8 protein-coding genes and 2 pseudogenes are annotated in these 13,346 nt (G+C 61.1%); 6 read left to right on the forward strand and 4 right to left on the reverse strand.

Annotation, left to right across the window (positions count from 1 at the left end):
* Nucleotides 1–121: 121 nt before the first annotated feature.
* Nucleotides 122–592 (reverse strand): hypothetical protein, encoded by a 471-nt coding sequence (locus C0Z16_RS38495; RefSeq protein ID WP_175130783.1) that lies wholly within the window; start codon nucleotides 590–592, stop codon nucleotides 122–124.
* A 1,138-nt stretch (nucleotides 593–1,730) separates the two neighbouring features.
* On the opposite strand from C0Z16_RS38495, the gene C0Z16_RS36150 reads away from it, so the two are divergent.
* On the forward strand, nucleotides 1,731–5,933 hold the full coding sequence (locus tag C0Z16_RS36150; protein ID WP_102636737.1) for an autotransporter outer membrane beta-barrel domain-containing protein: 4,203 nt from the start codon (nucleotides 1,731–1,733) through the stop codon (nucleotides 5,931–5,933).
* Between the two features lie 325 nt (nucleotides 5,934–6,258).
* On the opposite strand, the pseudogene C0Z16_RS36155 reads toward C0Z16_RS36150, so the two are convergent.
* The 3 genes and pseudogenes from C0Z16_RS36155 to C0Z16_RS36165 form a co-directional block, all read right to left on the reverse strand.
* Nucleotides 6,259–6,446 (reverse strand): annotated as a pseudogene (locus C0Z16_RS36155) (transposase domain-containing protein); the annotation flags it as partial.
* Nucleotides 6,447–6,678: 232 nt separating this feature from the next.
* The gene (locus tag C0Z16_RS36160) at nucleotides 6,679–7,542 is read right to left on the reverse strand and encodes a S66 peptidase family protein (protein WP_102636738.1); all 864 of its coding nucleotides are present in this window, start codon (nucleotides 7,540–7,542) and stop codon (nucleotides 6,679–6,681) included.
* A 465-nt stretch (nucleotides 7,543–8,007) separates the two neighbouring features.
* Nucleotides 8,008–8,760: a DUF3592 domain-containing protein gene (locus C0Z16_RS36165; RefSeq protein WP_158244578.1), complete on the reverse strand. Its 753-nt coding sequence runs from the start codon at nucleotides 8,758–8,760 to the stop codon at nucleotides 8,008–8,010.
* Nucleotides 8,761–9,512: 752 nt separating this feature from the next.
* On the opposite strand from C0Z16_RS36165, the gene C0Z16_RS36170 reads away from it, so the two are divergent.
* From C0Z16_RS36170 to C0Z16_RS39240, 5 genes and pseudogenes are all read left to right on the forward strand, one after another.
* Nucleotides 9,513–11,069 carry a hypothetical protein gene (locus C0Z16_RS36170; RefSeq protein WP_146014412.1) on the forward strand — a complete coding sequence of 519 codons (1,557 nt, stop codon included), beginning with the start codon at nucleotides 9,513–9,515 and terminating at the stop codon, nucleotides 11,067–11,069.
* 113 nt (nucleotides 11,070–11,182) lie between these two features.
* Nucleotides 11,183–11,701, forward strand: a complete 519-nt coding sequence (locus tag C0Z16_RS36175; RefSeq protein WP_146014413.1) for a HEAT repeat domain-containing protein — start codon at nucleotides 11,183–11,185, stop codon at nucleotides 11,699–11,701.
* Between the two features lie 41 nt (nucleotides 11,702–11,742).
* Entirely contained in the window at nucleotides 11,743–11,967 is a 225-nt protein-coding gene (locus C0Z16_RS36180) for a hypothetical protein (RefSeq protein WP_244201505.1), read from the forward strand.
* On the forward strand, nucleotides 11,948–12,292 hold the full coding sequence (locus C0Z16_RS37660) for a hypothetical protein (protein ID WP_146014414.1): 345 nt from the start codon (nucleotides 11,948–11,950) through the stop codon (nucleotides 12,290–12,292). Before C0Z16_RS36180 ends, C0Z16_RS37660 begins: the two co-directional genes overlap by 20 nt.
* A gap of 940 nt (nucleotides 12,293–13,232) precedes the next feature.
* Nucleotides 13,233–13,346: pseudogene (locus C0Z16_RS39240) on the forward strand (IS630-like element ISCARN39 family transposase); the annotation flags it as partial.

Consider the following 13,346-nt stretch of genomic DNA (forward strand, 5'->3'; position numbering starts at 1 on the left):
TGTTCGAATGCAGGTCTATGCCACAATAGTTCATGTCGGTCTCCGCAGGGTCAAAGTGCGTTCGCAAACTGACTTTAACCCTCGTCGCATAACCGCGGCGAGGAGGCCGGCTACATGATCATCATTCAGGTCTCGCTAAAGCGGCCGTCCAACTACCGGGGATCGCCAACGTGGCCGGACGGATTAGGCGACCAGTGATCCACTCCCAGGTGCTGTTTCCGGATACGTCTGCATCGGCAGGTCGCCGCCCTCTGGTCTGCGCTCGCCGCCTGCCTTCGTGGCGCGTGTCATCGCAGTGTCCCGGGGCCGGAAAATCCTCGTGGCCCTCGTCCAGCGCGTAGCCGCTGTAGTCGGCGTAAGACGCGTAGACAACCCGCCTCCAGGAGGGCGTGAAGCCAGCCTGACGCGAGCCCAGCTTCGCCTGGCAGGTGATCAGGCGGTGAGTGCCCGCGAGTTCGCCGAGGTACGCCCCATCCGGGGCATAGACGTCGCTACCGGCAAAACGGCCGACATGGCGCCCATCGTAAGTCCACAGATTGTCACCCTCGCGATAGCCGAAGCTGATGCCGCCCCACGTCCACAGCCAGTTCATTGTTTCGGTCCCGTTTCTGATGTTCACCGTCGCGGTATGGCCCCCCGCAGGGCCGCCAGCAGCACCTCGCCCCCCGCGCCAGCGCCTCTTGCGGTCGCCCCAGCATGAAAGCGAGCGCGCGACCTCCAGGGCAGGAAGAAATGGTCGCGCGGAGCGGCCGAGACCGCCGCGTCGATCAGTCGCCCGAGTTCAGCCTAAAGGTCCGCTCCGTACGCCAGCGCGGGATAGTCTAGCCGGTTGCGCGGCGCCGGAATGGACAGAGTCCCCTATGCCAGCGACGACTGCGACGTGATGGGGGCGGTTTTCCGTCAGCATCGTCTTCCGGAAGCCATTCGCCCGCGCACCGTGCGGCTGACGAGCAGCAGCGCAAGGGGATCGGATTCAGCGTTCCGCCGGAGCCGCCCACCCGTGCCAAGGTGGGGAAGAACCTCGTGGCCCATCCCGGCCAACCCTCGATTTACATTTCATTGCAGCACCCGAGCGATGACCCGGCCAGATATTCCTTAATAACGAGTAAGGCTTTCCCTACTCCGATCTAGTCAAATATTCGGTTCGTTAAAAACAATTGTTAATTCGCTGCTTTCGTTCAACGCGCCGTCTGGACAAAGGCGTTGCAATACTTAAGAATGCATTGAAATTTTTGGAAAGTGATTGCGGTTTGAATAGCACACGTTGAATGCAGGGAAAGGCGGCGATGGCAAGGGTTCGCGGGTCACGTCATGACTGATTCGCGCGGCGAGTCGCCACCGTCGAAACGATGGCGCCGCGTGCATGGTGTCACATCGCGCAACAGGCAAATTGTCACCGGGCACACCGACGAGACGATAACTATGAATATCCCGACAGGAAACATCTAGGTGAAGGCTTGGAACAAAGCGATTGCGTTCTACCGACCCATTCACGCAAGGCCTGGTTCGGCGATCCCGCTCCCCAAAACGCTCCGCCGTAAGCCGGCAGCAGCCCATCGTACGGGCTAGGCATCAAGCGACGTTTACCGACATAGAAAATAGTAATTCCAATTGGATTGGGCCGCGTACACGGAGGCCTGTGCTGGCGTTCGCCTATATCGAATGCCAGCAATTGGCGGATGCCGTGTATTGATTAAAACTCGAGATTCGCTGCGTTGGGGAAATCAAAAATGAATCGTATGTTCCGCGTAATCTGGTCCCAGGCGCTGGGTACCTGGGTGGTCGGCTCGGAATTGGCTACGCGACGTGGCAAGGGTGGCGGGAATAGCGGTCGATGCGAGGCGCTGCTCGCCAGCGTCGTCGCCAGTGCGCTGGCCATTGGCTGCTGGTCGTCGCCGGCCAGCGCGCAAGTATGGACGGGCACAACGAGTACCAACTGGATGACCGGAAGCAACTGGTCCACGGGCACGGTGCCGGCCGGCAATGTGACCATCAACACGCAAACTGCCAATCCGACCGTACTCGGTGTGTCCAGCTCGGCAACTGCGACAATCGGTAACCTGACAATGGGATCGGCGGCAGGTACAAGTGCGCTCACCATTCAGAACGGCAGCACCTTGTCGTCTAACGCTGCGGCAGCTAACAACGCTATTGGTAGCGTTGCGGGATCCAATGCCACCTTGACGATAACAGGCCCGGGGTCAACCTGGTCTACCACTGCCATAACCAACGTCGGTAACGCCGGTACTGGCACACTGAACATTGCCAACGGCGCCGCCGTCAGTGTGGCGAACGCCAACGGCATAGCTTTTGGGACTACCGCAAGCGGGACGCTGAATATAACGAGCGGCGGCACGCTCACGGCGACTACGAGCCTTGTGAGAAACGGTACCGCCAATGTTTCCGGCTCCGGGTCGCAGTGGAGTGCGGGAACATCTTTGAACGTTGGCACCGTCAACAACCTCACCGGCGCGCTGAACGTGCAAAGCGGCGGTACCGTGACCGCCGGCAATGTCAGTATCGGCGGCATAAACATCAGTAACCGGTTGTCGACCGGTACAGCCACGATCACGGGCGCGGGCTCGCAACTGACGAGCAGCGGGGCACTCAGCATCGGCCTGTGGGGCCAAGGCACGCTGACGGCGTCCAACGGCGCAGTGGTGACCGCCAACACGGTGGCCATGGCGACCGGCGTTGCCGGAAAAGCGACGTTCAATCTTTCAAGCGGCGGCACTTTGGCGACGCAGGCGCTCACAGCCGGGGCAGGCACGGCCCAGGCCAACTTCGATGGCGCCACATTGCGCGCGACCGCCAGCAATACGGGCTTCATCAGCGGCTTTACCGGCACCGGACTTAACATCGCCGCCGGCGGACTCACCCTCGACACTGTCGGTTTTGCTGTCACTGCAGCCTCGCCCTTCACCGGCGTTGGCGCGCTGACCAAGGTTGGCACCGGCATTGCGGTTCTGACCGGCAGCAACACGTACGCGGGTGGCACGGCGATCTCGGCGGGCACGCTGCAACTGGGCAATGGCGGCACGTCGGGCAGCATCGCGGGCGACGTGACGAACAACGGCACCCTGGCCTTCGACCGCTCAGACACCTACACGTTTGGTGGCCAGATTTCCGGTGCCGGCGCAGTCAGTCAGGCCGGCACCGGCACGACGGTGCTCACCGGCAACAACACCTACGCGGGTGGTACGGCGATCAATAGCGGCACGCTGCAAGTGGCCAGCGATGCCAACCTCGGCAATGCAAGCGGTGCGCTGTCGCTGAACGGTGGCACGCTGCAGAACACGGCGACCTTTGCTTCTGCGCGCGCAGTCACGCTCAATGGGGGCGGCGGCACCTTCCAGACCACCGGCGATCTCACGCTGACCGGCGCGATCGACGGCACTGGCGCGCTCACCAAGACCGATGCCGGCACCCTGCTGCTTACGGGCAACAACACCTACAGCGGCGGCACGGCGATCAATAGCGGCACGCTGCAGGTAGCCAGCGATGCCAACCTCGGCAATGCCAGCGGTGCGCTGTCGCTCAACGGTGGCACGCTGCAGAACACGGCGACCTTTGCGTCTGCGCGCGCAGTCACGCTCAACGCGGGCGGCGGTACCTTCCAGACCACCGGCGATCTCACGCTGACCGGCGCGATCGACGGCACTGGCGCGCTCACCAAGACCGATGCCGGCACCTTGCTGCTTGCCGCCAGCAACACCTACAGCGGCGGCACGGCGATCAACGGCGGCACGCTGCAGGTGGCCAGCGATGCCAACCTCGGCAATGCAAGCGGTGCGCTGTCGCTGAACGGTGGCGCGCTGCAGAACACGGCGACCTTTGCTTCTGCGCGCGCAGTCACACTCAATGGGGGCGGCGGCACCTTCCAGACCACCGGCGATCTCACGCTGACCGGCGCGATTGACGGCACTGGCGCGCTCACCAAGACCGATGCCGGCACCCTGCTGCTTACGGGCAACAACACCTACAGCGGCGGCACAGCGATCAATAGCGGCACGCTGCAGGTAGCCAGCGATGCCAACCTCGGCAATGCCAGCGGTGCGCTGTCGCTGAACGGTGGCACGCTGCAGAACACGGCGACCTTTGCGTCTGCGCGCGCAGTCACGCTCAACGCGGGCGGCGGTACCTTCCAGACCACCGGCGATCTCACGCTGACCGGCGCGATCGACGGCACTGGCGCGCTCACCAAGACGGGTACCGGCACCCTGCTGCTTGCCGCCAACAACACCTACAGCGGCGGCACCACCATCGCCGCTGGAGCGCTGGCAGTCGGCGACGCGTCACGCCCGCAAGCGACAAGCGGTTCGGGAGACGTTTCCGTCGCAGCGGGTGCAGCGCTTGGCGGATACGGACAGATCGCCGGCTCAGTGCAAAACATCGGCACGCTTGCCCCGGCCAATGCGTTGCCGTCGTTCGCGGCCGGCTCGACCGGCACCCTGCAGGTCGGCGGCTCTGTGACGAACAGCGGTACGCTTCAACTGGCTGCGGCCAACGGCACCGCAGGCAACGTGCTGCAGATTGCCGGCAATTACGCCGGTACCGGACGGCTGATCCTCAACACCTTGCTCAACGCGGGCGGCACCGCGTCACAGTCGGACCAGCTCGTCGTCGGCGGAAACGCGAGCGGCAATACGGCGATCTCGCTCAAGCAGTCGGGCACCGGCGCACGGACCGCCGGCGACGGCATCCAGCTAGTGCGCGTCGGCGGGACCTCGGCCGCTAACAGCTTCCGGTTGGCGCAGCCAGTCCAGGCCGGCGCCTATCAGTATCTGCTCTATCGGGGCGGATCGACGGACGCCAATAGCTGGTATCTGCGCTCCCAGCTTGAACAGACGACATCCACGACGACATCACCCACGACACCGACGACGACTTCGCCCACGACGTCAACGACGACATCGCCAACGACATCGCAGGTCAGCCCGGCCGCTGCAGCCGCGCCTGTCGCGTATCGCCCCGCGGTGGTCGGCTATTCGGTCACGCCGCTGCTCAACGCGGACTACGGTTTTTCGGTGCTCGGCCGCCTGCAGAAGCGCGTCGGCGATGCGGCCAGCACCGATGCGGTGCAGCCGGCGCACGGCAACAGCATCTGGGCGCGCATTGGCGGCGAGAACCTCGATGCCGACGCGGGCAGCCGCTTCTCGACCGACGAGCACATATTCTTCGCCCAGTTTGGCAAGGACTGGACGCTCACGCGCGACACGAACGGCGGCAGTACGCACGCGGGCGCGACACTGACGCTCGGCTCGACGTCCGCATCCTTCAGCGACAAACTGCGCAGCATCAACGGTCAACTATCGAATGCGACGGGCACCGTTGAAACGCAGGCCCAGTCGCTCGGCGGTTACTGGACGCGCTATCTGTCCGACGGCAGTTACATCGACGGGGTCGGGCAAGTGACCCACTATCGGAACCGGTACGGCGACGTCTACGGCGGCAGTGCGACCCAGAATGGCTTCAGCGCCGGCGTTTCCGGTGAAGCCGGGAAGCCACTCGAGCTCGGCGGGACGGGGCTGGTCATCGAACCGCAGGTCCAGTTGCTCTATCAGTACCTGCATCTGAACGGTTTCGACGACGGCATCTCGCAGGTCGGCGCGGATTCGACGAACGCGTTACGCGGCCGTCTCGGCTTCAGGTTGTTCAAGGCCAATCTGTCGAACGATTCGAAAACCTCGAGCGTGACCCCGTCGTTCACCGCCGACGTGCTGCACAATTTCTTCTCGCCCGGACAGACGAACGTCGGTGGCACGACGCTCGCCAACCAGTTGGGCAAGACCTGGTACGAACTCGGCGTTGGCCTGACCGGCAGCTTCGGCAAACGCTCGACGCTGTACGCGGAGTTTCGTTACGCGCATAGCATCGGCGGCGACTACCGGCGCACGTTGTTCGGACAGGCGGGGTACAGGTTCAACTGGTAGCGCTCGTGGTTTGCCCGTCCCGTCTCCTGTTCATAACGACGGACGGGCTTGAACCGAAGTTCATCCACCAATACCGCGACACCAAGGGCTTGGCTCTTGCGTGCGATCTTTTTCGCCCGGAAACTGATAGGCGACCCGTTGTTCCCCCGCTATTCGCCCTACGCCGCAAACCGGCACTCCCGATTGGCGTCGAGCACGAACTCGAGGCAGCGGTTCGCGGCGACCGGCCGGCTGAAGACGTGTAAGCGATCCACGAACGACGCCCCTCGCAGTAAGGTGGCAGAGCGCGTGAGGTGTAGTAGCGAAGCGGGTCAGCGGATATCTGTGGGATCTTCCAGGGAAGCAGCGCGTCGTAGTCATCAACGGTCTTCGCCAGAGGAAGGCGCCGGAACAACCAGTGAAGGTAACGATAGAGATCGATGCCCCCGGCCTTGCACGTTTCGATCAGGCTGTAGAGGTTTGCACTCGCGTTTGCCCCCCAACAGTGTCGCTAAAAAGCCATGAGCGGCGCCCAGCCTGAAGTCGTCATAGTTCCCGTCTTGAATAATCCATGCATTGAGACCAACAGTCAGCTCGTTCATTTGAGCAGTGATCAAAGGGTGCTGTCATCGGCCAAATCTGTTGGCTTCTCGAATTGCTGACGATCTCGACGGCCATGTCGACTGACCGTTCGTGGCCGTTCATGGCCGAACCCCGTCCGCTGACCCGTCGATCGTTGATCGTAGGGCGTATGCGAAAAGCAAAGCTATCGCAGCAACACGCTTTCGCGGATCTGGGCGGGTCGCCCAACTACCCATGACAGATTGCGCTCGCCATGTCCAACGGCGAGCCCCCCATAGATTGGGACGCCGAGCGGCGCCAGCACGTCCAGTAGCACGTCCGCGAGCGAGTAGTCGGCCCCGGCCGGCAACGGACAGCGGACGAATTCCCCGAGCACAATCGCACGCGCACCATCGAGGATGCCGGCGTGGCGCAGCGTCATGATGCTGCGGTCAATGCGGTATGCAAGTTCAGTAACGTCCTCCAGCACGACAATCGAGTCGCGAAAGTGCGGCTGCCAACGACTGCCGGCAGTACTCGCGAGTACCGTGAGGTTGCCGCCGACAAGCGGCCCTTTGATCGAATCAGCCGGCCCATGCAGACGTTCGAGTGGCAGCGGCGCCGGCGTAACCCCTGTGAGCGTATCGAGGATACTGTGGCGCGACACGTCGTCAACTTTTGTCGCGAGGCCGTTGAGCGTTGGCCCGTGAATCATGCCGATGCCAGGAATCTGCCGCAGCGCGTAGAAAAGTGCGGTCGCGTCGGAAAAGCCGATCACGGTTTTCTCGCATGGCACGGTAGTGGGCAGCGCTGGCAGCACATGTGCACAGCCATAGCCGGCGCGTGCGATCCAGACGATATCGACCGCAGGGTCCGACAACGCCGCAAGCAGATCGCCAGTGCGATGCTGATGGGATCCCGCGAGATAGCGGAACCGGTCAGCCACGTGCGCGCCTATGGAGACAGACAACCCCCAAGTCTCAAGCAGTGACACCGCCTGTGCGAGGTTGTCCATGTCAGGAACGCCTGCCGGCGCGACGACCGCTACCCGTTTGCCTTCCACTGTCACGTCGGTTGCTCCACTGTGTTGACCTGTCGACGGATGCCAACGTCCCATAGACAACGCTGAATACTCCACACAAGAGCCCGATTTCGGCCTGGAAATCAGACATCGTTGCGCTGAGCCTACTCCTTGTCACCAGTCAGAGTTCGTCCGGAATCGATTGTCAGAGATTCGGGCGACGAAGTCGATCGTCCCTTCCCCGTCGCTGCGCCTCACGCCGCTCTGGCGCAGCGATAGTCTCGAACCCCAGGTCGTATGCGGGAGACATGAGTCGACCCTCAAGGGAACTCAACTTCCCTCGAAACGGACGTTTCCCGGCGACCGCGACAAACACCGTCGCCTTGGCAGCTGGCCGCCTCCGCCGACTAATACACGGTCGCTCGCCTCGCATAAGTGACATCGTCTATTGCCCGCTCACCGTCATCTCTGAGGAGTCTCGGTGATGGACGGCTTGAGGTGAATCAGATTCCGCTAGAGAGGTTCGATGCGCTCAATTTGTTGCTGGCCGACCTGCCTGCGCTTCTTCCAGGAGACGTAAATCAGGGTAAGTGCGCCGACTGGAAACATCGTGAGCACCACGGATAACGTCAATACCACACCGTCACCGTTGCTGTTGCCGATCGTTCGCCGGTCCAGCACCGAGCGAGAGGGATCCGCAGGATCATAGTAGACCGCCACAACGCTACCGTCCGAGCGCGATTGGGCATTAAGCATGGCTTCGTTCCTGCTCGGATACCAGTGAGCGCTGAATCCACCCGCAAGGGCCATGCTCTGGCTCTGATAGGTCTGACCGTCAACTGAATAGGTGTACGCCCACACCGGTGACCAGGTCTGACCTCCGTTCTTGTGCTGCATTGATCGCAGCGAGTTGCCCACGATCGTCGCATTCGTCGCCAGCCAACGCTGTTCGTCCTGCGCAAGCTGCCGGGAATGAATCACCGTGTGAAAAAGCTGCCCGCCCAGGTATGCGACCCAGACCGCGATGCCCAACACATAGACCATGGCAAGCGTGGTCGGCTTCTTTGCTTGTACCCGACTTGGCGTGGCTCCTTCAGTGGACAGGCTTCCCTGCTGCTTTCTGCGCATCGCAAGTGCGATCGCCACGAGCGTCGCGAAGGCGAAAACGATCTCGAAAATATTAATGTGCCAGTGTTCTCTGAGCGCCAGCCTAACGACAGAAAGCACCAGTGCAAGACAGACAAGTACTACGCGCAGCGCGGACATGTTTCTCATGACCTTGTTATCCCTTCTTATATTTGTTAGATGCGTTGCCTAGTATCAGCTCAGCGCGGACGCACCGACACCGAGATTGTGGCCAATCTAAACGGATCGGTCCAACGACCGGTTGTGGCCGCACGCTGCCGGATGAGGATGGCGTCCGTTCGGCGGACTGGAAACCAGCGCCTCCGACAGAGGGCGCCCACCCTCGCCAGTGACACAGTTATTTCGCAACCTTCGAACCCTTATCGGGCAAAGCTCAGCAGCAAAGGTTACCGCGGATAGCAATCAACAGGTCCATGTGCTTTGCAACCAGCGTGGGAACCGGGCTTTTTCCTGTCGTCCACCAATATACCGTTTTGTATAGCCAGCGATTTCCGCGCCTGTGTCCAGCCCACACGGGGTGAGAACGTAGGATAGGTCGTTGCCATTCATCGCTTTTCAACAAAATGTTCATCGCGTCGGTTCGCCGTAATGAACATTGTGTATCGCCATTCAAGCCGGAGAAGTTGACGATCAAGAGTGCCCCGTTACGCGCAGTAGTCTGTCTTTGACTTTCGCTCCACCTTTACCTACAAATAGGCGAGCGCAAGGCTTTGTCGAACGCGATTTCTTAAACACCGAATCGCGATTGCGAACATTCCGCGAAATAGCCTGCTGAAATAGCAGTGGGGAGTGGGCTGGCGGAGCCAATTGTCATAAATTTGGCTGGTCGGCATATTTTGTCGCTTTCTGACGAGGCATCAGGAGTTCAACACATGGCCACCCTGACCGATAGCACGACAACAACGAAGATCCTGCCGCAGCGAGCTATCAATCGATATAGCAAACTGGACAACGAGTCTATCCATGTGTGGGTTGCGGGTCGTGCAGACCGGGCTCGGTTGGCCAAGCAATTTGGGCTTGCGGACGATATGGCCGCGCAGGTCGAGAGGCTCGCCGGGGCATCGCCACGGCCGGTTTCCGCCCTATCGGCGGTGAGTCAACTCGACGAGGCGAATCGGGACGCCGTTCGGCGTCTTGTCGTCTTCGCGCAGGATTCGCGCCTCGCGATCACGAATGTCGAACCGGTCGGCGATCGCGTCATGAGCAATGTCCCCTTCGTGCTGCGCGTTCACTTTGCCGCCAGTCCGCTGCATCCCCCAAGACTGGTCTCGGTCCGGGTCGATTGGATCGGCGAGCCGTTCGTCGTCGAGACCCTGGTGAGCTCTAGCGACCTGGAAGCAGGACATGTCGACGTGCACTTCGACAATCGGCAAACCCTACCGCCGGGTGCGGCCACGTTCAGAGTCAGCCTGTGGAACGGCGCCGGCAGCGAGGCGAAGTACCGGATTACCTGCGCCGTTCTCCCGTCGAATCCTTTCTCGCTCGGGCTGAGTCCGAACGGCGATGTCGTCACCGGCACCTGGAGTGCGAGGGGCGTGCGTCACGCCGAGGCCTACGACACGGGTGTTGCTGTGACGCTGAGCAACGGTGATGGTGCCAACGTCGCGGTTCATTCGCAGTTCATATGGAAGTTCTGGGGAAGCGGCGTCGGCAGCTATATCGTCGAACAGGGAAGCGGCGATTTCGGCGTGGCGATATCGGTCCCGGCACATGGGACGTGGGGCGGATGGATCAGCTTCCACTCGCCGAAGGGCAGCGGAATCTTTGGCTTCTACGACAGTAAGAAGGACATGACGATAGAGATTCAGATGACCACCGACGACGGGCGCACGGTGTCGGGTTCCATCACGGCGCGCACGATGTTCCGTTTCGGGGTGAACGTGACCGGCGTCGCTGGCGAGGATTTCACGGACCAGGAATGGGCCGACCTCGATGCCGCAGCCGGGGTTACCCGCACGATCTACGAGCGTCGGGACATCACGTTCGACGTTGATGATCGTTACATACCGGTCGCGAAGGTTGGCGGCTACGAGATTATCGACAGCTTCGACGAATTTCACCATCTGCTCAGCGACTGGTCCGGCCCCGGTACGAGCGACAACATCGATGCGTTCATCGTGCAGTCCATCAACGTCGGCGGAGGTGTCGACGGAATCGACGGCAGTGTTCCGGGGCCGACCTCGCATTCCGGCGACAACAGCGGGGTCATCGCCAGCAAGACCGGATACGTCGATGTCCATGGGAATCGCCGGCTTCACGCGGATTATCTGGGAATGCTCATAGGGCACGAACTTGGTCATTACCTGGGCCTGGAGCATGTCTCCGATGCTGGAAATCTCATGCTTCCGAGCAGCGGGACTACGGACACCAGTCTTGCCTATGCGCAGTACAAGACGATGATTAAACATGGCTGGATGGAGATCGACTAATGGAAGATCCTAAGCGCGGTCAGCCTGACCCAAAGATTCCGGGTGGGGGCAGTCGGCCCTCGACGATTGTGAGCCGCTCAGAGCTTCCGGCCTTGATTGCCCGAGAGAGGATCGTGAAAGTCCTGTTGATGCACGATGTTCAAGAGAAGAACGTTGCTCTACAGGCGCTTGGCGAGGCGGATTTCGGGATCGTCCGCGTCATTGCACAGGAGGGGGCCGCAGCCAATTCGGAGCCGGCGCTCCGGTACAACGCGATCGCGGCACTGGCTTACGGCCGATCACCTGACAACCTGAACCTGCTCCTGGATTTGGCCCAATACGGCGAGGATTTCTATGTTCGGGGGCACGCCTTGCTCGCACTGGGTACGACAGGCCTATACCTTGCGCTGGGTCCGGTTGCGTCGCATTTGGGGGCTCGTGAGAGATTCGAGCAGATCGCCGCCCGCCGTGCGATTCGGCTCGTGGCGCAACGCAGTTCAGTTGACGGTGTACGAGCCCATGTGATGTCACTGCCGAACGCAAAACTGCGTGCGGCGGTGGATCAGGTATTGGCGTCGGCTGGAGAGGTGCAACGCCAAGAGTCGCCACAAGTGACGCCATCGAGAAAACGGCCCAGTGAAAGTGGGCGGTGATGCAACGTCACGGCACAGATTAGCACTCGAAATGCGCCGGCTTGCGCCTCACCCGGGAAGGCAATGCTCTGTGGGAAGCCTTTGACGACGCTCACAAACGCGCGCAGCTGCTGGGGGAGCTGGAGATTCCGATGAAATTCTTCGCGCGCGCAGTCCAGCACATCATGCGCGAGTACGCGCAACATGACTGCGGGAACTTCGCCTTTTCCAAAGCGATCTGGGACGGAGGCGTCGACGAGTCCGGCTATGCACGCGCCAGAAAGTAACGACCTCCAACCGGGCGCGTGGCAACTGCCGTGGCAACACAACCAGGCTGGCGCCGTTCTTCCACCATCAACTTATACAACGCGCCCAGCCTGGACCTGCAGGCTCGAATCTGCGTGGTCGCGCATTTCCAAATTCCAGATGTTGAACTGCTTGAACTGGCAGCAGCTCAGCGAGGCCCTGCCGATGCTCTCAGCTACCACCGCCCACGCGGGCATTGATTTGCGGGCCGCCGATGCGTTCGACATCGGGACTCTGGCCGGAACATTGCGCGTCGAGCCACATGAGCTAGAAGGCGCATTCGGGGCGTGGTGCGTGCGCAGCTGACACGTGTGCGGCGCAAGGTCGAACGGGGTGACTATCTGTGGCGACTTGCATTTGAAGGAGGCCGTGCTTGCAATCGACGCGGTTTCCTGCTCGGATTAACTGCAACTGACGCGAGGCCCATGCTCGGATTGTCTGCAACTGTGCTTGCATTCAGCGCGGCGTGCTTGCATTCGATAGTCGCCTGCTCGCATTATCTGCAACTGACGGAACTCAGATCGGTAGCCCGGCAGCAAGCAGCGGTATCAGGCGATACCTCAAATTCTGCGCGGATACCGCTGAAAGCTCGTGGCTCGACCGTCTCCGCTCGACCCGGAACTGCCGTTCAGAGGTGGAGGCTGCAACGACAGCATTTAGTCGTACAACTGCCGTTCGCCGCCATTGCGCCAATTCACCTCGGTACTTGCTCGGGCGCAAGGGAAAGTAAATTCCATATCCTTGCTGGGTGCTGCACGCGTCCCATGCGGTTTTTGTGTTGCGTGGCACCGAAGATATCAAGCGGAAGGACTTGGTCTTTTGCAACTGAGCATCGCGACTGCATGTCACGGCGTTGAACTAACGCACCACCCCACAGGGCTTTGTCATGTTGGCGATTGTGGGGCAACGCGTCACCTGTTGAGGCGAACGCTCAAAGGCAGGAGGACAGAAAGATCTGCGTGCGTTCGGGCAAACGAAAGCTTCCGTGAACGTGACAAAGCCCGCGCAGGCCATCCGCACTGCGGAATCCGGTGATGGTCCGCGCATGCCGATCCTGGGCATTACCGGCGCCGCCACTCACAGCGAGTCTCTCATGTCGCATTGCTTGTGATAGCAGCGATCAATTCCCTGGTTGTCAATACTTCATGGGCGTAAGTGGGGCCATTATTGATATTTCCGTAAATCATGACAACCGTTGAGCGTCTCAAGCGTTATGTCTCCAGGGCGATCTCGGAGACAAGTTGGCATGGCGCAAAGGCGATTGAGCGAAGCAGCAAAGAAGCGATTGAAGGCGGGTCGGCTGCTGCTGGCGGGCAAGGGCTGCGCCGAGGTGGCGTTGGCTGTGGGCGTGGCTCGGCAG

It is taken from the genome of Paraburkholderia rhynchosiae (assembly GCF_002879865.1).
GTDB lineage: Bacteria > Pseudomonadota > Gammaproteobacteria > Burkholderiales > Burkholderiaceae > Paraburkholderia > Paraburkholderia rhynchosiae.

Bases quoted from the DNA above. Each gene is read 5' to 3' on its own strand.
- C0Z16_RS38495 (WP_175130783.1), bottom strand. From the start codon at position 592: ATGAACTGGCTGTGGACGTGGGGCGGCATCAGCTTCGGCTATCGCGAG.
- C0Z16_RS36150 (WP_102636737.1), top strand. From the start codon at position 1,731: ATGAATCGTATGTTCCGCGTAATCTGGTCCCAGGCGCTGGGTACCTGG.
- C0Z16_RS36165 (WP_158244578.1), bottom strand. From the start codon at position 8,760: ATGTCCGCGCTGCGCGTAGTACTTGTCTGTCTTGCACTGGTGCTTTCT.
- C0Z16_RS36170 (WP_146014412.1), top strand. From the start codon at position 9,513: ATGGCCACCCTGACCGATAGCACGACAACAACGAAGATCCTGCCGCAG.
- C0Z16_RS37660 (WP_146014414.1), top strand. From the start codon at position 11,948: ATGCACGCGCCAGAAAGTAACGACCTCCAACCGGGCGCGTGGCAACTG.